This window comes from Methyloligella sp. GL2, from assembly GCF_013341275.1.
GTDB lineage: Bacteria > Pseudomonadota > Alphaproteobacteria > Rhizobiales > Methyloligellaceae > Methyloligella.
In genome coordinates, this window is record NZ_CP054476.1 from 1 (window position 1) to 20,376 (window position 20,376).

Below are 20,376 nucleotides of genomic sequence, written 5' to 3' on the forward strand. Positions count from 1 at the left end.
GTGGAACGAGATGCTAGCGGGGACAAAGACACGTGGGCCAAAATCAAAGAGCGGCTTCGCGCAGAACTCGGTGAGGACGTCTATGCAAGCTGGTTCGGCGGGGTCGAACTGGCGCGGGTCGAAGAGGGCACCGTCCACCTCACCGTCGCGACGCGCTTTTTGAAGAGCTGGCTGCGCTCGCACTATTACGACTTCGTGTACCGGCTTTGCCGGGTGGAGTGGCCGGAAGTCGACCGTATCGACTTCCAGGTGCGGCAGCCGCATTTCGCCAACAAGCCGGCCAAGCCTGCGGCGCAGGAGCCGCGCACCGTCAATGCGCGGCCGGCTGCGGCCGCCACGCCGGCCGTCACCTTGCCGATGCGCACCGGCTATAAGGGCTTCGAAGGTTCGCCGCTGGATCCGCGGCTCAGCTTCAACAGCTTCGTGGTGGGCAACACCAACAAGCTCGCCCATGCCGCCGCACAGCAGGTGGCGGGACAGTGCGCCGGCTCGCAGCAGGTGTTCAACCCGCTGTTCCTGCACGGCAATGTCGGGCTGGGTAAGACCCATCTTCTGCACGCCATTGCCTGGCAGCTGACCCAGCGCAAGCCGGAGGCCGAGGTGCTCTACCTCACCGCCGAACGCTTCATGTCCGGCTTCGTGCAGGCGCTCCGGGCGCAAGACGCCCTCGCCTTCAAGGAAAACCTGCGCAAGATCGACATTCTGATCATCGACGATATGGAGTTCCTGCAAGGGCCGACCATCCAGCAGGAGTTCTGCCACACGCTGAATTCGCTGATCGACGGTGGACGTCAGGTGGTGGTTGCCGCCGACCGGGCGCCGAACAATCTGGACAAGCTGGATTTGCGCATGCGCTCGCGGCTCGCCGGCGGGCTGGTGGCCGAAATCGGCGGCATGGACCGCGATCTTCGCCACAAGATCCTCTCCAAGCGGGCGGAAGAGGCCTGCAGCGAGACACCTGGCCTGCAGATTTCCGACACCGTGCTCACCTTCCTGGCCGAGCGGCTGACCGAAAGCGGGCGCGAGCTGGAAGGAGCGGTGCATCGTCTGCGGGCTTCCTATCAGCTCACCGACCAGCCGGTGACCATCGAGGTCGCCGAGCAGATCGTGCGCGAGCTGATGCGCGGCACCGAGCCGAAACGGGTGCGCATCGACGATATCCAGCGCACCGTTTCCAAGCATTACGGGGTGAACCGGGGCGATCTTCTCTCGGGCCGCCGCAGCCGCTCCATCGTGCGTCCGCGCCAGATCGGCATGTATCTGTCGAAGCTTTTGACCTCGCGCTCTTTGCCCGAGATCGGACGGCGGTTCGGCAACCGGGATCACACCACGGTGCTGCACGCCATACGCAAGGTGGAGGAGCTGATGTCTGGCGATGCCCAGATGCGCGAAGAGGTGGAGCTTCTCAAGCGGCTGTTGCGCGATTGAGGGGGCGGGGCAGCCAGACCGGCAGATTTCCGGGACCTTGCGTGCGCGGCGGGAAACGCCCGGCGGAGGGTCCCGAAATGGCCGTCTTTTCCGTCCTTTCTGCCGGTCTGTCCGGCGGGGCTTTTGACGCCCCTCTTGGCTTGCAAAACGCCCCTTCTCGCGGCAAGGTCATGGCCGCCCGCCAAACGGCTTTCCCAGCAGGTTTTTTGGACTTTCGCTGGAGCTTGCCCGCTCTAGCGGGCGGCTTAAACTACGCCGCCCGGGGGGCATAGCAGGAGTTCCGTTCATCCGATGCAGTTGACGATCGAAAAGACTGGGCTGGTAAAGGCTCTCGGCCATGTTGCGAGTGTGGTGGAGCGGCGCACGACGATCCCGATCCTTTCCAATGTGCGGCTGGATGCCAAGGATGGCGAGCTGAGCCTGACCGCCACCGATCTCGATATGGAAATTATCGAGACCGTGCCCTGTCAGGTGAAGACGCCGGGCATGACCACGGTGCCGGCGCATATGATCCACGACATCGTGCGCAAGCTTCCCGACGGGACCGAGATCGAGCTGGCTCTGGATGGCGAGGAGAACCGGCTGGGGATTTCCTGCGGGCCGGCGCAATTCTTCCTGCAGACGCTTTCGGCGGAGGATTTCCCCTCGCTCAGCGTCGAAGATCTGACCCACCGTTTCACGCTCTCGGCCAAGGATCTGAAGCGGCTGATCGAGAAGACGCGGTTTGCCATCTCCACCGAGGAGACCCGCTATTATCTGAACGGCATCTATCTGCATTCGCTGACCAAGGACGGGGCCGAGGTGCTGCGTGCCGTGGCGACCGACGGTCACCGGCTGGCACAGATCGAGCTTCCGGCGCCTTCCGGGGCGACGGATATGCCCGGCGTGATCATTCCGCGCAAAGCCGTCGCCGATCTGCTGCGGCTGACCGAGGATGGCGACGAAGAGATCGCTCTCGAGCTGTCGGAGACCAAGATCCGCGCCACGGCGAACAAAACGGTGCTGACCTCCAAGCTGATCGACGGCACCTTTCCCGATTACGAGCGGGTGATCCCGCAAGGCAACGACAAGCAGCTTGAGGTGGACGCCATCGCCTTCGCCAAGGCGGTGGACCGCGTCTCCACCCTTTCCAGCGACAAGGGCCGCGCAGTGAAGCTCGCCATGGAAGGCAACAAGCTGACGCTTTCGGTGCACAATCCCGATAGCGGCAGTGCCACGGAAGAGCTGCCGGTCGATTATGACGGCGATGCGCTGGAGATCGGCTTCAACGCCCGCTATCTGCTCGACATCACCGATCAGCTGGAAAGCGGCACGGCGGAGTTCCTGCTCGCCGATCCCGGCTCGCCCACCGTGGCGCGGGATTCCGGCGATGCTGCGGTGCTCTATGTGCTGATGCCGATGCGGGTATGACCGGCGGGGCGACCTCTCCGATCGATCCTTCAAGCACAGGCCGCCCGGCGTCCGAGACTCGATTTTTCGTCGAGCGGCTGACCCTCACCAATTTCCGCAATTACGCCTCCGCGCGGCTCAATCTCGATGCCCGCCCGGTGGTGCTGGTCGGCGAGAACGGCGCCGGCAAGACCAGCGTGCTGGAGGCGGTGTCGCTGCTCGGTCCAGGCCAGGGCCTGCGCAGCCGCCCCTATAAGGAGCTTGCTCGCAAAGGCGGGCCCGGCGGCTGGGCCATCGCAGCGACGATCAGCGCGAATGGCGAGCCGATCGATATCGGCACCGGCTTTGGCCTCACGCCCGGCGAAGAGAGCACCGGGCGCAGCGTGCGCATTGCCGGCAAGGATACCAGCACGGCGAGCCTTGCCGATTACGTGAAGCCGGTCTGGCTGATCCCGGCCATGGACGGGCTGTTTACCGGCCCCGCCTCGGAACGGCGGCGCTTTCTCGACCGGGCGACGCTGACCATCGATCCGGCGATGCGGGTGCCGCGGGCGCGGTTCGAGCGCGCCATGCGGCAGCGGAACCGGCTGTTCCAGATGCACGAGACCTCCCCTGCGCTGTTCGCAGGGCTCGAGGAGCAGATGGCCGAGGCCGGCACCGCCATCGCCGCGGCAAGGCTGGATGCTCTGGCCCGGCTTACGGCGCTGATCGAGACGAGCAAGGCGGATCTGATCCGCGACCGCTTCCCCTGGGCTTCGCTGGAGCTGGCCGGCACGCTGGAGGCGGCGCTTTCGGAGCATTCGGCGGTCGAGGTGGAGGATTTCTACCGCGCGCGGCTTTCCGAGATGCGCGAGCGCGACCGGGCCGCGTTCCGGGCGCTGGAGGGGCCGCATCTTTCCGACCTGGTGGTGTTCCACGGACCGAGCAACCGGGAGGCAGAGCTTTGCTCCTCCGGCGAGCAGAAGGCGCTTCTTCTCGGCCTGATCCTGGCTCAGGCGGAGCTGATCAAGACGCAAGACGGAGCAGCACCGCTGATCCTCTTGGACGAGGTGGCGGCACATCTCGATGCGGCACGGCGGGAAGCGCTTTTCGCCGAACTTCTGCGGCTCGGTTCGCAGGCCTGGATGACCGGGACCGACGAAGCCTTGTTCGCGCCGATTCTGGAGCAGGCACAGCTCGTCCAAATCGCCGACGGCACATTGCAGAATTGAGCAAATCCGTTCGAATTTGAACGATTCCCGGAAGGGTTATTCGACCTTTCACCGCTAATCTCCCATTAAATCAACACTATGGGAGTGAACGCATGACCTCGTCGGCCCGCGAGCAGACCGGCGGAACGATGCACAGCGCCGAACGCGACGCGCTAGAGGATTCGCTTTCCAAGCTTTCCCGATACCGCCACGACGCCATTCTGAACGCCGTGGCGCTCAGCGCCAAGACGCTGCTTCGCTCGCACGATCTCAAACAGTCTTTCGTCGAGGTGCTAGCGCATATCGGGACGGCTGCCGCCGTGGATCGCGTGCATCTGTTTCAGACCGACCCGGAGAATCGGGCCGCGGGAGCCACCATCGCGCATTACTGCTGGAACGCGCCCGGCGTGACTATGCCGGACGAGATGCACGACATAACCGATCAGAGCCTTCTCGATGCAGGACTGGCCGACTGGATCGGCCGGCTGCGCCGCGGCGAGGTGATCGTTACCGAGTCGAACAAGATCAGAGGTCCCGCACGCGGCTTCCTGAAACGGACCGGCGTCGGCGCTGTGGCGGTGGTGCCGATTTTCGCCGACGGCGAATGGTGGGGCCAGCTCGGCTTCGACGACCGCCAGCCGCGCAATTGGACCTCGGCGGAAATCGACACGCTGCGCACCCTGGCGGAGATCATCGGCGCGGCGGCGGAGCGGGCCGAACGCATCCAGACCCTCGCTGACGCCAAGCGGATTATCGAGGAGAGCCCGACGGTTCTGTTCCGGCTGGAGCCGAAGCCGCCATACGCCCTCACCTATATCTCCGAAAACATCCGCCGCTACGGCTATGAGGCCGAGGCGCTTCTCGCCGAACCGACGAAATGGGCTGAGCTGATCGATCCGGCCGATCACGCGGTGATGCAAGGCGACATCCGCCGCATGACGGAGGGCAAGCAGGATCATGTCCAGAGCGATTTGCGCCTGATACGGGCCGACGGGGAGCGGGTCTGGCTAGACGGCGAAGGGCGAGCCTTGCGCGACCGAGACGGCACGCCAGTCGGCATTGAGGGCGTGCTGAGCGATATCACTGAGCGCAAGCGCGCCGAGAAAGAGCTTTCCTTCTCCCACGTCCTGTTGACCACGGCGCTGGAATGCTCGCCCGATGCGGTGCTCGTGGTCGACGAGAACGGCAATATTGTTGCCTTCAATCAGAACTTCGTCTCGCTCTGGGAGGTCCCGAAAAACCTGCTGGACCGGAAACACGACCCGGCGGTGCTCGATTGGGGGGCCCGGCAAGCGAAGGATCCGGACGCGTTTCTCGCACGCGTCCGCTATCACTACGACAATCCGGAGCTGCGGAGCCATGAAGAGGTGGAGCTCAAAGACGGACGCATCCTCGACCGCCATTCCGGCGCGCTCCACGATGCCGAGCATAACTATCTGGGCCGGGTCTGGTTCTTCCGCGACATCACCGAGAAACGCCGCGCAGCCCAGAAGATCGAGGCGCTGGCGCGTTCCGACGCGCTGACCGAGCTGGCCAATCGCGGCGCCTTCGTCGAACGCCTCAAGCTGGAGTTCGCGCGTGCCAAGCGGCAGGGCAATAGCTTCGCGTTGCTCTATCTCGACCTCGACCATTTCAAGGACGTCAACGATACGCTGGGACACCCGGTGGGCGACGCACTGCTTAAAGCCGTCGCCGAGCGCTTGCGTAACTGCGTGCGGGAGACCGATTTGGTCGCCCGCCTCGGCGGCGACGAGTTCGTGATCGTGCAGGACAACCCGCCAGAGCTCGAGAGCGTCGAGACGTTGGCGGCGAAGATTGGCTCGGTTCTGGCCGAGCCCTACAAGATCGAAGGCAACCGGATCGACATCTCCGCCAGTATCGGCATCGTGCCATATCAGGGAGACATCGAAAGCCCGGAAATGATGATGACCAAGGCGGACCTGGCGCTGTACCGGGCAAAAAAGGAAGGCGGAAACCAATACCGCTTCCACGCCGCCGAGCTCGACAGAGAGGTGTGGAAACGCCTGGATACTGGGCGCGATCTGCGGCGCGCGCTGGACCAGCACGAGTTCGAGCTGTTCTATCAACCACAGGTGGAGCTCGCCACGGGGCGCATCGTCGGTCTGGAAGCGCTGATCCGCTGGAACCATCCGAGCCGCGGGCTGGTGCTGCCGAATGCCTTCATCCCGATCGCCGAGACCACCGGCAGCATCGACGCCATCGGGCGTTGGTGCATCGGCGAGGCGTGCCAGCAAATCCGGCATTGGGAGGATTTGGGACTGACACCCCCGACCATCTCGGTCAATCTCTCGGCGGCCCAGTTCAAGCTGACCTCAGATCTGCACAAGACCATCGCAGCGGCTTTGAAGCGCTACGGCCTCCGGCCGCGGCAGTTGGAGCTCGAACTGGCCGAGACGGTGCTGGTGGAGACGGCGAAGAAGCACAAAGCCGCGCTGAAGCGCTTGCGCGAAATCGGGGTGCAGATCGCCATCGACGATTTCGGCACCGGCTATTCCTCGCTCAACTATTTGCTCAATTTCCAGGTGGCGCGGCTGAAGATCGATCGCAGCTTCATCGCCGAGGTGACCAGCAATCCGAATGCCGCCACCATCGTGCGCGCGGTGATCGGGCTCGCCCGCGAGCTCGATCTGGAGGTGGTCGCCGAAGGAGCGGAGACAAAAGAGCAATGCATCTTTCTCGCCGAGGCCGGCTGCACGGTGGTGCAGAGCAACTTTTTCAGCCCGCCAGTTCCGGCCGCCAAGGCGGCAGAAATGCTGCACCGGACGCCCTGTTTTTCGCCGCTTCGGGCCCCGATACCGGCCTAGGCGCGGGGCCTCCCGGAAGGGCCCAAAAGCCGGCGCGATTCGCCGATCCGTGCACAGATAGCCGACAAAGCGGGGCCAGTGCATAGCCGGCCCTGTTCAGCCGCCGCCAACAGCCTCCCCGGAGGCTTAGTTTTTTCTTATTTTTCAATCTATTATTGGATTCGCAGCCTGGCTGTCCGGCGCGCTCCGCCAAGTTAGGACAAGCTGCCGCAAGCGAAGACGGCGGCGGCGTTTTGGGGTATAATTCGCGTCAAGGTGGAAGGTCGTTTTTCGGGCCGTTCTCCCCGCCTTTCAAGCGCACGGTTGAGATTTAGGATTCACGACTAGGTTCCACATGGCCAACACCCCGGACGAAACACCCGAGATTCCCGAATATGGCGCAGACTCCATCAAGGTCCTGAAGGGCCTCGATGCGGTGCGCAAACGTCCGGGCATGTATATCGGCGACACCGATGACGGGTCGGGCCTGCATCACATGGTCTACGAGGTGGTGGACAACGCCATCGACGAGGCGCTGGCCGGCTATGCCGACGACGTCACCGTGATCCTCAATCCAGACGGGTCGGTGACGGTGGAGGATAACGGCCGCGGCATCCCGACGGAGATGCATGGCGAGGGCATGTCCGCCGCCGAGGTGATCATGACCCAGCTGCATGCCGGCGGGAAGTTCGACCAGAACTCCTACAAGGTCTCCGGCGGCCTGCATGGCGTCGGCGTCTCGGTGGTGAATGCGCTCTCCTCCAATCTGGAGCTGACCATCTGGCGCGGCGGCAAGGAACATTTCATGCGCTTCGTGCATGGCGTCTCCGAAGCGCCGCTGGCCGAGGTGGGCCCGTCGGACGGCAAGACCGGCACGCGCATCAGCTTCACGCCGAGCTCCGAGACCTTCACCATGGTGGAGTTCGATTATGCGACGCTGGAGCACCGCCTGCGCGAGCTGGCCTTCCTGAACTCGGGGGTGCGTATCGTTCTTTCCGACCATCGCGGCGTCGAGCCCAAGGTCGAGGAGATGAACTATGAGGGCGGGCTTTCGGCCTTCGTGAAGTTTCTCGACCGGGCCAAGCACCCGCTTCTGACGGATCCGGTGATGGTCACCCGCGAGCAGGACATGATCTCGGTGGAAGCCTCGCTGTGGTGGAACGACAGCTATCACGAGAACGTGCTGTGCTTCACCAACAACATCCCGCAGCGCGACGGCGGCACCCATCTGGCCGGCTTCCGCGCCGCACTGACCCGCACGGTCAATACCTATGCCGCCGAATCCGGCATCGCCAAGAAGGAGAAGGTTTCGCTCACCGGCGACGATGCCCGCGAGGGGCTCACTTGCGTGCTTTCGGTGAAAGTGCCGGATCCGAAATTCTCCAGCCAGACCAAGGATAAGCTGGTCTCCTCCGAGGTGCGCCCGGTGGTGGAGAGCGTGATGGCCGAAGCGCTGTCGCAGTGGTTCGAGGAGAACCCCAACGAAGCCAAGCTGGTGGTGCAGAAGATCGTGGAAGCCGCCGCAGCGCGCGAGGCGGCCCGCAAAGCGCGCGAGCTGACCCGGCGCAAAGGCGCACTGGACGTCGCCTCCCTGCCCGGCAAGCTCGCCGATTGCCAGGAACGCGATCCGGCCAAGTCCGAACTGTTCCTGGTCGAGGGCGACTCGGCCGGCGGCAGCGCCAAGCAGGCGCGCGACCGGGCTTTCCAGGCGGTGCTGCCGTTGCGCGGCAAGATCCTCAATGTGGAGCGAGCCCGCTTCGACCGCATGCTGTCGAGCCAGGAAATCGGCACGCTGATCACCGCGCTTGGCACCGGTATCGGGCGGGAGGATTTCGATCTCTCCAAGCTTCGCTACCACAAGATCATCATCATGACCGACGCCGACGTGGACGGCGCCCATATCCGCACGCTGCTGCTCACCTTCTTCTACCGGCAGATGCGCGAGCTGGTGGAGGCGGGGCATCTCTATATCGCCCAGCCGCCGCTCTATAAGGTGAAGCGCGGCAACTCGGAGCAGTATCTGAAAAACGAGACGGCGCTCGAGGATTACCTGATCGATCAGGGGCTCGAGGAGGCGGTGCTGGTCACCGGCGACGGGACCGAGCGCGCCGGTGCGGACTTACGCGAGATCGTCGACAAGGCGCGCTCGGTCGTCAATGTGCTGAACGGGCTGCATAGCCGCTATCCGCGCTTCATCGTGGAGCAGGCGGCGATCGCCGGCGCCCTTACCCCGGAGGTGATGCGGGACGAGACGAAGGCGCAGGAGGCGGCGGGCTATATCGCCAAGCGGCTGGACGCGCTGTCGGAGGAGACCGAGCGCGGCTGGCATGGCGAGGCGCTGGCCGAGGGCGGCTTGCGCTTCTGGCGCGAGCTGCGCGGGGTGATGGAATCCCATCTGATCGACGGGCCGTTCGTGGCATCCGCCGATGCACGGCGCCTGGATCAGTTCGCCACCTACCTGCAGGAGGTCTTCACCCACCCGGGCAGCTTGCGGAAGAAGGACACCTCGCTGGCCATGCACGGGCCGAGCGAGCTGCTCGAGGCGGTGATGACGGCGGGCCGCAAGGGCATCTCCATGCAGCGCTATAAGGGTCTTGGCGAGATGAACCCCGAGCAGCTTTGGGAGACCACGCTCGACCTTGAGACCCGCACCTTGCTGCAGGTGAAGATGAACGAGCTGGACGAAGCCGACGAAGTGTTCTCGCGGCTGATGGGCGACGTGGTGGAACCGCGTCGCGAGTTCATTCAGGCCAACGCGCTGCAAGTCGCCAATCTGGACGTTTAGGCCAGCAGCACGGGCTCGGCCCACGGCACGGGTCATACCGGCGCAAGCCGGTATCTAATCACAGCACAGGTTTTTCCGATTTGCTGGAGGCCGGCTTACGCCTGACGGCGTTTGCCGAACGGCAGCTGCGCTTCAGCACCTTCGTCATGCCTGGCCTTGTGCCGACAATGACACCCAAAACGGCTAGTTCGACTTTTCGAGCTGCGGCTGGGTTTCGCCGCCCTGCGGGGCGAAGGATTTGCCCTCGCCGCCGAAGGTCTTCTTGATGTAGTCGACGAAATAGTCGTCGAGCACCGGGAAGTCGCGGGCGAAGCGGATGAAATCCTTCTTGGCGACGAACAGCACCTCGGTGTCCTCCAGCGCCTCGACCAGGCCGGTGCGCATGATCGGACGGATCAGCACGCGCTCGCCGAAATGCCCGCCGGGGCCGAACTCGCGCACCAGATGCTCGCCGGTCTCCTTGTTGTCGATGGTGAGCTTCAGCTTGCCCGACAACACCAGATAGAAGCCGTCCAGCACCATGCCGGGCTCGAACACCACATCGTCCTTGCGGTAGTGGATGTAGCGGGTGGCCGGCGGCGGCCCCTGGATCAGAACCAGGTTCGGCGGCATGAACACGTTGAGCAGCCAGGTAGCCAGAAGCCGCGCCTTGGCCTGGAAGCCCGGAATGAACGACAAGTAGAAACCGCGCCAGAGCAGCCAGGCGAAGAAGCCGGTGAGTTTGAGGCCATAGACATCGGCCACCGCCTTGGTGGTGCCGAGAGAGGCCAGCGCGCCCTTGGACTCGTAAGAGAACGGCTTCAGCGTCTTGCCGCGCAGCTCGGCGAGAAGATTGTCGGCCAGCTGCTTGCCCTCGCGCACGGCGAACTGCGCGGTCTGCGGCGCATAGGCCTGCGGGTCGTCGCCCGGCTCGTCCTTCATCGGGATCAGCGCCGCATCGCCCACCGCCCAGACATCGGGCTGCCCCGGCACCTGCATGAAGCGGTTGGTCTGGATGCGGCCCCATTTCATGTCGAGGCCGAGGGACGAGATCAGCTGGCGCGGCCCGTTGCCGATGGTGGCGACGATGGTGCTGGTCGGGATCAGCGCGCCCGTGGTCAGCTCGACCGCGGTGGAGGTGGCCGATTTGGTGCCGACGCCGGTCAGCACCTCGATGCCCTGCAGCTTCAGGCGCTGGGTCGCGTAATCCGCCAGCTCCTTGGAGAAGGTCGGCAGGATACGATCGGCATATTCGACCAGCAGCACCCGCACGTCGTGGCGGGTGAGATGGGGGTAATAACGCAGCGCCTGATGGATCAGCGCGTTCACCTCGCCCACCGTCTCCACGCCGGAGAAGCCTGCGCCCACCACCACGAAGGTCATAAGCTGGCGCTTGGCCGCATCGTTGGTGGCAACGTCGGCCCGCTCCAGGCAGGAGAGCACATGGTTGCGCAGCTTATGGGCGTCGGAGACCTGCTTCATGGTGAGGGCGTGCTCGGGCAGCCCCGGGAAGCGGTTCAGATCCACCGTGGTGCCAAGTCCGACGATCAGCTCGTCATAGGGCAGCTCCACCGGGATACGGCTCGCCCCCTGCACCACGATGACCATCTTCTTGTCGAAGTCGATGCCGGCCACCTCGGCCTGGCGGAACTGGACCTTGGGCAAAAGCTGGCGCAGCGGCACCACCGCATCGGAAGAGTGGATGCCGCCGGCGGCGACCTCCGGCAGAAGCGGCTGGAAAACGAAGTAGTTGTTGTCGTTGATCAGCTCGACATCGATCAGGTCGCGCCCGCGCTCCTCCAGCTCCTTGGCGGCAAATACGCCGCCGAAGCCGCCGCCTAGAACCAGGACTTTCTTCTTCGCCAATGTCTTTCCCAAATCTTCCCGGATCGCCGTAAGCGATTTGCCGCTCATCAACACAACCTTGCACCGATAGGTACGCTTATGGCGGGCTACGTCAAGTCGCCACCGCCTATCGGCCGATTATGGCTGCCAACCGGTTACGATTTGGCAATGGCGAGCGTCTCTTCGCTTTTCCGGGCACCGAGATGCGCCCAGGCCGGACGCCGGAACAGGAAGGCGAACCACGTATTCCTGACCAGCACGAAGAAGATCAGCGGGGTGATCGCCGCAACAGTGGTGACGAGCAGCGCAGTGACGCCGAGATTGAGCTCGGGTGCGAATTTCAGCAGCACGGTGCGCGTCACCGCCATGGGCAGGAAGAAGGCGAGATAGACCACGATGGAATTCTGCCCTGCGAAGCGCAAAGGCAGGGCCCAATTCCTGGTGGAAAGCAAGGCCGAGACGGCCACCACCGCCATGGCGCCCACGAAGCCGAGGCCGAGCCCGACGACGGGCAGCGCCGAATAGCCGAAATAGACCATCAGCGCCTCGAACAGTGCCCAGGCGCAGAGGAAAAGCACCGCGTCGCGCCGATTGGCCATGACGTTCTCGGCGAAGCGGAACACGTAAGGGGCGAAGGCATAGCCGGTATAGAAATAGACGAAGCGGGAGCAGAACTCGTCGACCACGACGAGGCCGGTCTCGGGCGAGGCGATCTGAAGCGCGCAGGCGGCGACGAACATCACCGGCACGGGCACGTTCCGGGCCAGCTTGGTGACCACGAAGAAGATCGGCAGCAGATAGATGAACCAGAGCGTGCCGAAAGGCTGCACAAAGGAGAGGAGATATTCCTCCACCACGCCCACCCAGCCGAGCTCGGCGGCGAAGCCCGGCGCCTTGAAGGCGAATTGGATGGTGACCCACAGCGCGTAGAAGTAAGCGAAATGGACGACTTTGCGGTCGAGATAGTCGGACCAGTCGCGGTCGATGACGCGGGCGAGAAACAGGCCGGAGATCAGGAAGAAGTCGGGCATGCGGAAGGGTTTGGCGAAGGCGACGATCCACCCCATCCAGCTCGCATCGCCGGCGGCATGCTCCACGCCGAGGGTCGAATGCATCATCACCACCATGACGATGCAAAACCCCTTGGCGTAGTCGACCCATGCGACCCGCTGGCGATCGACCTCCAATGCGCGCATCTTCGTGGCCCCGTCCTGTTGCGATACGTGGGCAAAAGACCTTGCAAGACGCGGGCAGGTCAACGCCTTGCGTCGGAAATGGTGAAATTGCCCGGAAAGCTGCACCAATCGGGGCCAATAACGGCACGCTGGCCTGCGTCTGGCGGATCAATTTGGCACAGATGAACGGATGGGACCGACTCGATACGGCGGAGAACCACGCAAGCGCCGAGGCAGCAAGGGCTTGGCGACAGGGATTTCGCGGCAAGGAGAGACGCGGCTAGGAGAGACAAGGGCTTGGCAAATCGCCCGCCCCGCCTTAAAGCTCATCCCCCGGCGCAATTGCCCTGCACAGCCGCCTCGGCTAGTGTCGCGGCACGGTAAGCACCCGTAGCTCAGCTGGATAGAGCGCTGCCCTCCGAAGGCAGAGGTCACAAGTTCGAATCTTGTCGGGTGCGCCAGTTTTCTGGCCGGTGGATCCCTCTACCGGAAGGATCCCGCCAGCTCGGTCGCGCCTTTGTCGATGCCGGCTTTCGCGGCGGACAGCTTGCCCATGGTCGCACGGACGTTGTAGGCGCCGGGATATTGCTTGGCGACGAAGGCGAGGAGCAGCCGGTTGCTGCTGGCATCGAAGACTTCAACGCCGTACATCACGGCGCCGGTGAAGGTCCCTTCGCCTCCTCGCGCGCTCTGCACCCCGTTGTAGACTGCGCCGGCCATGTCGAAGCGTGACAACATGCCGATCACCGGCTTGGTCAGGGACGCGCCCGTGAGGGTCAGCTTCACGCGGATGGTCCCCCGGCCGGGGCTGCGGGTCATCGAAAAGCGCTGGCCCAGCGCCCGCGTGAATTCCTGCTGCATATAGGCTGCGAGCACCTTCTTGTCGGTCTCGCTCACGCCGTCGAACTGACTATCCGAGCCGCGATAGATGGCGACCGAGTCGAGGATGGCCTTGTGATATTGAGACCAGGCTACGTTTTGCCGGTAGCTGTATGGGATCTTCGAGGCAGTTTTCGTGGTGTTCGGCGTCATGGCGGAGGCCGAGCCGAGCCCACTATAGCGGGTCGGCTTGGCCGTCTGGCAGGCTGCCAGGGCAAACGACGTCAGACCAATAAGAAGAACAATATTTGGAGGAACAAGCACTGTTTTGATTCCGGACGAATGACTTCAGACAACAAGATTTCGTTCCTCCAAGCATAGGAATAGGCGGCGTTACATCGTTTGTTTTAAAGTGTAGAAATGTTTCGACCGGCGAGCCGGAATGGAAGGGGCTCGAATTGCCTCAAGCAGCCGCCTTCTGTCGGCAGCGCGCGGCTCCGCGTTCGACCGGACAGTCGCGATCCTCGCCGCAGGCCTCCTCATCGCAAAGACGGCACATTGGAAAGCGGTCGTCTTCCTGCTTCACCAGCGCCTCGAGCATGCGCTCGATCAATCCCGAAAGCGCCGCTTGCTCCTTTGGCGAAAGGACGGCCAGCGCGTCGCCGAGCGCCTCGGCACGCTTACGGAGAATGGTGCGCATGCGAGCCTTGCCTGGCTCGGTCAGATAAAGGCCGAGGGTCCGGCGATCGTCGCCTCTCCGCTTTTCGATAAAGCCGGCGCGTTCGAGCTGTTGCACGGCCCGCACGGTGCTGGATTGGACGCGGCCGAGCTCCACAGCAAGACGTTCAATCAGGATCCCGGGCTGCACATCCACGGCGACAAGAATCGCCGGTCCCATCCCGCCAAGGCCGGCGATATCTTCCGCTTGCGCCTGAATGCGGTCGGACAGGGTCAGGGCGAGCGCGCCAAGAACGTTTGCAGCCTTACCGGTGGTCATCGAGACCCTCCATCGTTCGAAAACATCGCCTCCAGACAGCGGATGATTTTGCGACCGTCGGAGAGATCTGCATCGTTGTCGGGGTTGTAGCAGGCGAGCGACATACCAATCAGATGCGACGACCCGATCAAGGGCCGCACGAGTTCAATCAGCTCGGTCCAGCTCAAGCCGTTCGGCATAAGATAGTCCGAGGAGGGGAACTGCTCCTCATCGAGAACATCCCAGTCGAGATGAAGCCAGAAACGGCCAGGTCCGGCGCGCAGATGCTCTAAGGCGGCCTTGGCGGCGGAGGCCATCCCCTCGCGCCGCAGTGCATCCGCGTCACGGCGGTAAAGCGAGTCTCCGATGTCCTCCGGCATCAGGGAACCGGCCGGCGCGGCGATATACGCATCGCGATAACCCAGCATCGCGACCTCCTCCGGAGCAAGGACACCGTTCGGTCCCATGGCGTCAGCGAGAAGGTCCCCGGCACGCCCCAGCAGAAACGCCATCGGCATGTCGGCACAATCGCCCGCAGGCGAGGTCTGGCCATCGTAAAGGTCCGAGTGGCCATCGACATAGGCCAACCCGACGCCTCCAAGCACGTCGCGCGCGCCGGCCATCGCACCGATAAGGGGTGCGCAGCAGCCGCCGACGATCAGGGGCATGCGCCCCAGACCAATTTCGCGCGCAATAGCCGATCGTGTCTTTGCAGTGAGCACGACGACCTCGGGGGCCGCCTTCATGCCGCTGACCGGGTCCCGTTCGGTGCTCGCTATGGAGACCGGCAGATCGCCAATATCCGCATCGTGGGGCACCACGTCGAGAAGCCCGAGCTGCCGCAAGACACGCGGCCCCCGGGACGTGCCGGCCAATGTTCCCTCGCTGTCGACGGGCACGCCGATGATGCTGAGGTTTTCGAGCAAGACAGCCTCTCGACAAAAGATCGATGATGCATGCATCTTTATAATTCGATCATTGGACCGTCAAGGTGCGCCATTTGGCCCTGCGGGCCGCAGCCTGCCACCTTTCAAATCATCTGCTGGACTGAACTTGGCGCACCGGCTATTGTGCGACCCAACCGTCTGCGATCCGCCGGATGCCCAGCGGCCTCGCATTACCGCGCCATCAGCGCGAACACGCCCCAGCCCAGGTATTCGCGCGCGTAGGCGGCATAGCGTTCTGGGGCCGAGGTCAGCTCGGCTCGCACTTCCTTCGCGAAATCGTCGCCGGGGTTCGCTTCCAGCCATCGGCGCATGGTGAGCCACTTGGCCGCCTCGTACCGGTCCCAGCTATCTTGGTCTGCCAGAACCATTTCCACGACGTCGTAGCCGAGCGTTCCGAACGACGCGAGAAGTCCTGGAAGCATGAGAAAGTCGGAGATCGAACCGGCACGGCATCCCTTGGCGACCTCTTCCGTCGGCGGTAATTGCCGCCAGTATGGCTCACCGATGAGAATGATCCCTCCGGTGCAAAGGCTCTTGGCCAGAAGCTCGATGGCGCCGGCGACTCCCCCACCGATCCACGTGGCACCGACACAGGCTGCCACGCCGACCTTTTCGTCGGCGACATAACCAGCAGCGTCGCCATGGATGAACCCGACGCGATCGGCAACACCGAGTTCTTCGGCGCGGCGTTTCGCCTGTTCGGTGAACAACTGGCTCATGTCGATGCCAGTGCCACCGATTCCGTAATCGCGCGCCCAGGTGCACAGCATCTCGCCCGAACCGCTGCCGAGGTCGAGCACACGGGTCCCCGGTTCCAGGCGCAACGCCGCGCCGAGAGTGGCGAGCTTTTCCGGCGTGAACGGATTATGGATCCGGTGGGCACTTTCAGCGACGTTGAAGATCCGCGGAATGTCCAATGTGGAAGCGCCTTTTCGCGGTGTGAATGGGCTCGGTACGCTTGCAATACTACGTAATTATACGCGCTGCGTGTCGATCTCACACGACCGCCAGCTTCCGCCCGGCCTTTTCCCGCTCAAGGCTGAGCCAAGGCCCGGGGAACGGCGCAATACGTTTGAACGCTCTCCTCCCGGCTACCCCAATTTTCTCGGAAAATTAGATTGCCGCATCGGAATGCTTCACCTCCGACTGTAGCGCCGGCTTGGGCGCGATCGCCGCCGGGTTTGTATCATCGCGCGGCCCCCTGTCCCGCACCACTTGCGTCGCAGCATAGAAGACCAGGGCCGTGGCACAGATCAGCAGCAGGTTGAAAACCAGCTTGCGGACTCTCGGCCCATAGATCTTCGGCTTCTCCTCATACGCAATAAGGGCGCTTGCGCCCAAGACAGCAGGCAGCCGGTTGAGGGGGTCGATACGGCGGTGCTCAATCGTCATTGCTCGCTCCACAAATACAGCTCCAGACGGCTCAAGTGTTGCCGCCCCAATACGGCGGAGCCCGCCCTGAAAGCCGGCCGAATGAAGGCGCTTTGCGAAGAGATGTTTCAGCCGGTTACTGCGGTGTGACGCAGCAGCAGCGGGATGTGTTGTTTTGCCGGTTTTCGCCCATCGAGGCTCCGCAGACCGTTTTCATCAGTGTGCGGTATTTATGCACTAGTTAATTCAGACTTTTTTTATCAGCTTTTTTGACTGGCTTGGGGGCTGGGATTTTTGGGGGATGGGCGATTGCGCGGTGGGGGCTGCGCATCGAACGGCTGAATACCTCCTAATCACGTCTGGCACCTCGGACCTCGAAAACAAGTCAATCGCCGGGGACTTCCCGGCGTGTCGTGAATTTGGGAGGTAGCTTCGTGCGTACTGTGAGCATCGCGTCGCTCGCGATCATATGTGCCGGTCTCGGCTTCGATTATTCCCCTGCAAAAGCGCAAGAGACGGATCCGCCGGTTTCCGAGGTGCCAGCACCCCTGCCGCCGCCGGAGGCGGTGGCGGAGGATCCGTATGACGATGCCCTCGTGCTGCCGGAAGTGGTGGTCGAATCCGCGCCGGCCAAGCGTAACGAGAAGAAGGAGGTGCTGCGCGCGTCGGGGCCGGCGGCGACCAGCGCCGACGATACAGGCTCCGGCGACAATATCGCCGCGCTGCCCGGTGTCGTGGTGGAAGGAGAGAAGATCCTCCGCACCATGCGCGACACGACCACGAGCGTCGGCATCATCACCGGCGAAGACGTCACCGAGCGCCAGATCTTCGACCTGAAGGAAGCGATCTCGCAGACGGCAAATACCGTGGTTGCGGACGACAACTCCGGCTTTGCCATACGCGGCATGAGCTCCGAGGGCCTGACCGGGCTTCAGCATATCTCCGGCGTGCCGGTGATCGGCGTCGTAATCGACGGCGTCACACAAAATCCGGATGCGGTGCGCCGCGGCGCCCGCGGCATCTGGGATATCGACCAGATCGAGGTTCTGCGCGGTCCGCAGTCGACCTTGGAGGGACGCAACTCACTGGGCGGCGAAGTGATCGTCAAAACCAACGACCCGACCTACAAGACCGAGATCATCGCCGAAGGGACGATCGGAACGGATGAGTTGTGGGATGGCGGCTTCGTCGTCAACACGCCGATTGCGGCAGGGCAATCCGCCATCCGCATCGCCGGCTACAAGTTCGATCACACCCGGGACATCGATTATGCCGATCCGGATAACGACGTCATGGGCGAGGACCGCTACCAGAGCATTCGCGGCAAGCTCTTGTTGGAGCCCGACAGTCTGCCAGGGCTGAGCGCTCTATTCACCATCGCGCGCACCATCGACGAGCCCGGCACCTCGATGGTCTCGAGCGTCGATGGCGATCCAATCGCGACCGACGCGGAGTTCTTCAAACGCAAATTCGTCTATTCGTCGGGGTTCACGGATTTCCGGGACGCGACCTCCAACAACTACGCCGCCGATATCGCCTATGAGATCCGCCCGGATATGACGCTGCGCAGCGTCACGGCCTACGCGGATACGAATACCAAGATCAAGACGGCAGCGGACGCGGCCTTCGCGCGCTATGGCGACGAGACCGACGGCCAGGATTTCACCCAAGATCTACGGCTTGAGATGGCCAATGACGGCAACGGTCTTTCCGGCGTGCTCGGACTGTTCTACGGCTATTTCGAGCGCGACGCCTATAATGACCATGACATCTATCTGCCGTTTTTCTTCCCGGGCTTTCCGGACGAGCGGACTCCCTACGCCAAGGGTACCTATAACGCGCAGACCGACAGCATGGCGGCCTATGCCGATCTTCGTTACCGCTGGAACCGTTGGCAGCTGATCGGCGGCGGACGGCTGCTGCGGGACAAGGTCACTACGGATGTGGACTCCGTCGGGCTCGACCTGGCGACCTTCACCTATAAGACGACGGTGGAGAACTCCGAAGCGACCTTCAACGAGTTCCTGCCGAAGCTCGGACTGACCTACGATCTGACGTCCAACCAGACCATCGGCGTCAGCTACAATAAGGGCTACCGCACCGGTTTCGAGCAGCTGACCCCGGACAACCGCTACGTCACGGTCGATCCGGAATATCTGGAGGATTACGAGTTCTCCTATCGCTCGACCTGGATGAACAACACGCTCGATCTCAACTCGAACGTCTTCTACTACGACTACCAGGATCAGCAGGTCGCCGTGCTCAATCAGTATTACGGTGTGGCGGAGATCCTGAACGCCGGCAGTTCCCATGCCTATGGCGCGGAGATCGAGGGCCGCTGGCGGCCGATCAAGCCATTGGAGCTGTTCGCATCGGCAGGCTTCCTGGAGACCAAATTCGACAAGATGGTCACCAGCCAAGGCGACTTCTCAGGCAACGAGTTCCCCGAGGCGCCGCCTTTCACCTTCTCCGCCGGCGGTATGTATCGCTCCGAAGCGGGCTGGTTCGTTGGCGCCAATCTGCGCCTGACGGACGGCTATTACAGTAACGGCGGGCTCTCCAATAGCCCGCTCGTCGCCGTGGACGGCTACACGGTCGTGGATGTTCGCGCGGGTTGGGCGTGGGACCGCTTCACGCTGACGCTGTTCGCCAAGAATCTGTTCGACGAGCAGTATCTCACCCAGGTGGACCGGAACAACGCGCCGCCGCTCGCATCTGCCTACGCCTTTGTCGGCGAGGAGCGGCTGGTCGGGCTGACCCTGAACGGCACGTTCTAGGTCCGCTGGACCGCTGCGCGGTTCACATATGACGTTGAAACGGCGCTGCCTATCGCGGCGCCGTTTCTGCATCCGCTCACGTCTTCGCGGAGATGAGGAAGACCTCTTCTTCGGGCCCGGCAGACTCGCCACCGATAAGGACCTTTAGGCTTTGGCGACGTCCAGCTCGGCAAGGAACGTCGAGAGCTCCAGCATGCTGTCGAGCACGAGATCGGCATGAGGCTCCAGATCCTCCCGCGGCGACGGGCCGGTGAGGACGCCGATGCGAAGACCGAAGCCGGCGCGGCGCCCCATCTCCAGATCGTGGACGGAATCGCCGATGATGGCGCAGGCCGAGGGCGGAGCGCCGATCGACTCGGCAAAAGCAAGGCCGACTGCGGGGTCCGGCTTGGCGCCATAACCGCTGTCGCAGGCGGCGAGAAACGGGAAGAAGTCGATCAGATCGCCGCAGCGGCCCATAGAGGCGTGCAAGCCGCCATGGGTGTCGTTGGTGGCGATGCCGAGCCGGTAGCCAGCCTCCTGCAGCACGACGATTTCCTCACGCACGCCTTCCATGATGACGGCGTATTTTCCGCCACCTTCGCGCAGATGTCTGGTGATCATCTCCCGCAAATCTTCCGGGGTTGCCTCCTGCATCACCTCGGTGAAGCAGGCGATCAGGTTTTCGATCCCCGCGCCCTGGAAGATCGAGCCGGAGGCAAAGGTCTCGGTCTCGGGGTCCAGTCCTCCGGCAAGCAGCAGCGCCTCGGTCACCGCCTCGTCGCCGCCGGCAGCTTCGGTGGCAAGGTCTCGGCAGATCGGGGTCCAGGTCTTGAAGAAATCGAGCAGCGTGCCGTCCTTGTCGAAAAGGAGGCCTTGAATTTCAGCCATTGTCAGATTTTCCGTTGCTTG

At 63.2% G+C, this 20,376-nt stretch carries 14 protein-coding genes and 1 tRNA gene; 7 read left to right on the forward strand and 8 right to left on the reverse strand.

Features of this window, described 5'->3' with window-relative positions; translation table 11 throughout:
• From dnaA to gyrB, 5 genes are all read left to right on the forward strand, one after another.
• The gene (gene dnaA / locus HT051_RS00005) at positions 1–1,428 is read left to right on the forward strand and encodes a chromosomal replication initiator protein DnaA (protein ID WP_174540128.1); all 1,428 of its coding nucleotides are present in this window, start codon (positions 1–3) and stop codon (positions 1,426–1,428) included.
• Between the two features lie 291 nt (positions 1,429–1,719).
• Positions 1,720–2,838 carry a DNA polymerase III subunit beta gene (gene dnaN / locus HT051_RS00010; protein WP_174540129.1) on the forward strand — a complete coding sequence of 373 codons (1,119 nt, stop codon included), beginning with the start codon at positions 1,720–1,722 and terminating at the stop codon, positions 2,836–2,838.
• Positions 2,835–4,028: a DNA replication/repair protein RecF gene (gene recF / locus HT051_RS00015; RefSeq protein ID WP_174540130.1), complete on the forward strand. Its 1,194-nt coding sequence runs from the start codon at positions 2,835–2,837 to the stop codon at positions 4,026–4,028. Before dnaN ends, recF begins: the two co-directional genes overlap by 4 nt.
• A gap of 92 nt (positions 4,029–4,120) precedes the next feature.
• Positions 4,121–6,832, forward strand: coding sequence for an EAL domain-containing protein (locus tag HT051_RS00020; RefSeq protein ID WP_174540131.1), 2,712 nt, complete (start codon positions 4,121–4,123; stop codon positions 6,830–6,832).
• A 334-nt stretch (positions 6,833–7,166) separates the two neighbouring features.
• Positions 7,167–9,596, forward strand: coding sequence for a DNA topoisomerase (ATP-hydrolyzing) subunit B (gene gyrB, locus HT051_RS00025; RefSeq protein WP_174540132.1), 2,430 nt, complete (start codon positions 7,167–7,169; stop codon positions 9,594–9,596).
• A 183-nt stretch (positions 9,597–9,779) separates the two neighbouring features.
• On the opposite strand, the gene HT051_RS00030 is transcribed toward gyrB, so the two are convergent.
• Both HT051_RS00030 and HT051_RS00035 read right to left on the reverse strand, forming a co-directional pair.
• Positions 9,780–11,489, reverse strand: a complete 1,710-nt coding sequence (locus HT051_RS00030; protein ID WP_174540133.1) for an FAD-dependent oxidoreductase — start codon at positions 11,487–11,489, stop codon at positions 9,780–9,782.
• A gap of 86 nt (positions 11,490–11,575) precedes the next feature.
• Complete coding sequence (locus HT051_RS00035) at positions 11,576–12,616, reverse strand: acyltransferase family protein (RefSeq protein WP_174540134.1); 1,041 nt, start codon at positions 12,614–12,616, stop codon at positions 11,576–11,578.
• Positions 12,617–12,979: 363 nt separating this feature from the next.
• Here HT051_RS00035 and HT051_RS00040 point away from each other — a divergent pair.
• Positions 12,980–13,056, forward strand: a tRNA-Arg gene (locus HT051_RS00040).
• A gap of 22 nt (positions 13,057–13,078) precedes the next feature.
• On the opposite strand, the gene HT051_RS00045 is transcribed toward HT051_RS00040, so the two are convergent.
• The 5 genes from HT051_RS00045 to HT051_RS00065 form a co-directional block, all read right to left on the reverse strand.
• On the reverse strand, positions 13,079–13,738 hold the full coding sequence (locus tag HT051_RS00045; RefSeq protein WP_174540135.1) for a DUF3313 domain-containing protein: 660 nt from the start codon (positions 13,736–13,738) through the stop codon (positions 13,079–13,081).
• Positions 13,739–13,877: 139 nt separating this feature from the next.
• The gene (locus tag HT051_RS00050; RefSeq protein WP_174540136.1) at positions 13,878–14,411 is read right to left on the reverse strand and encodes a MarR family winged helix-turn-helix transcriptional regulator; all 534 of its coding nucleotides are present in this window, start codon (positions 14,409–14,411) and stop codon (positions 13,878–13,880) included.
• Complete coding sequence (locus tag HT051_RS00055; RefSeq protein WP_174540137.1) at positions 14,408–15,316, reverse strand: arginase family protein; 909 nt, start codon at positions 15,314–15,316, stop codon at positions 14,408–14,410. Before HT051_RS00055 ends, HT051_RS00050 begins: the two co-directional genes overlap by 4 nt.
• A gap of 191 nt (positions 15,317–15,507) precedes the next feature.
• Entirely contained in the window at positions 15,508–16,254 is a 747-nt protein-coding gene (locus HT051_RS00060) for a cyclopropane-fatty-acyl-phospholipid synthase family protein (RefSeq protein ID WP_174540138.1), read from the reverse strand.
• A gap of 196 nt (positions 16,255–16,450) precedes the next feature.
• The gene (locus HT051_RS00065) at positions 16,451–16,729 is read right to left on the reverse strand and encodes a hypothetical protein (RefSeq protein ID WP_174540139.1); all 279 of its coding nucleotides are present in this window, start codon (positions 16,727–16,729) and stop codon (positions 16,451–16,453) included.
• A gap of 413 nt (positions 16,730–17,142) precedes the next feature.
• Between HT051_RS00065 and HT051_RS00070 the strand changes: the two genes are divergently transcribed.
• Positions 17,143–19,485, forward strand: a complete 2,343-nt coding sequence (locus HT051_RS00070) for a TonB-dependent receptor (protein ID WP_174540140.1) — start codon at positions 17,143–17,145, stop codon at positions 19,483–19,485.
• Between the two features lie 144 nt (positions 19,486–19,629).
• Here HT051_RS00070 and HT051_RS00075 read toward each other — a convergent pair whose 3' ends face one another.
• Positions 19,630–20,355 carry an HAD family hydrolase gene (locus HT051_RS00075; RefSeq protein ID WP_174540141.1) on the reverse strand — a complete coding sequence of 242 codons (726 nt, stop codon included), beginning with the start codon at positions 20,353–20,355 and terminating at the stop codon, positions 19,630–19,632.
• Positions 20,356–20,376 lie beyond the last annotated feature (21 nt).

Excerpts from the sequence above, each read along its gene's own strand:
- HT051_RS00020 (WP_174540131.1), top strand. The coding sequence starts at position 4,121 with ATGACCTCGTCGGCCCGCGAGCAGACCGGCGGAACGATGCACAGCGCC.
- HT051_RS00075 (WP_174540141.1), bottom strand. The coding sequence starts at position 20,355 with ATGGCTGAAATTCAAGGCCTCCTTTTCGACAAGGACGGCACGCTGCTC.
- dnaN (WP_174540129.1), top strand. The coding sequence starts at position 1,720 with ATGCAGTTGACGATCGAAAAGACTGGGCTGGTAAAGGCTCTCGGCCAT.
- HT051_RS00050 (WP_174540136.1), bottom strand. The coding sequence starts at position 14,411 with ATGACCACCGGTAAGGCTGCAAACGTTCTTGGCGCGCTCGCCCTGACC.
- HT051_RS00035 (WP_174540134.1), bottom strand. The coding sequence starts at position 12,616 with ATGCGCGCATTGGAGGTCGATCGCCAGCGGGTCGCATGGGTCGACTAC.
- gyrB (WP_174540132.1), top strand. The coding sequence starts at position 7,167 with ATGGCCAACACCCCGGACGAAACACCCGAGATTCCCGAATATGGCGCA.
- recF (WP_174540130.1), top strand. The coding sequence starts at position 2,835 with ATGACCGGCGGGGCGACCTCTCCGATCGATCCTTCAAGCACAGGCCGC.
- HT051_RS00065 (WP_174540139.1), bottom strand. The coding sequence starts at position 16,729 with ATGACGATTGAGCACCGCCGTATCGACCCCCTCAACCGGCTGCCTGCT.
- HT051_RS00030 (WP_174540133.1), bottom strand. The coding sequence starts at position 11,489 with ATGAGCGGCAAATCGCTTACGGCGATCCGGGAAGATTTGGGAAAGACA.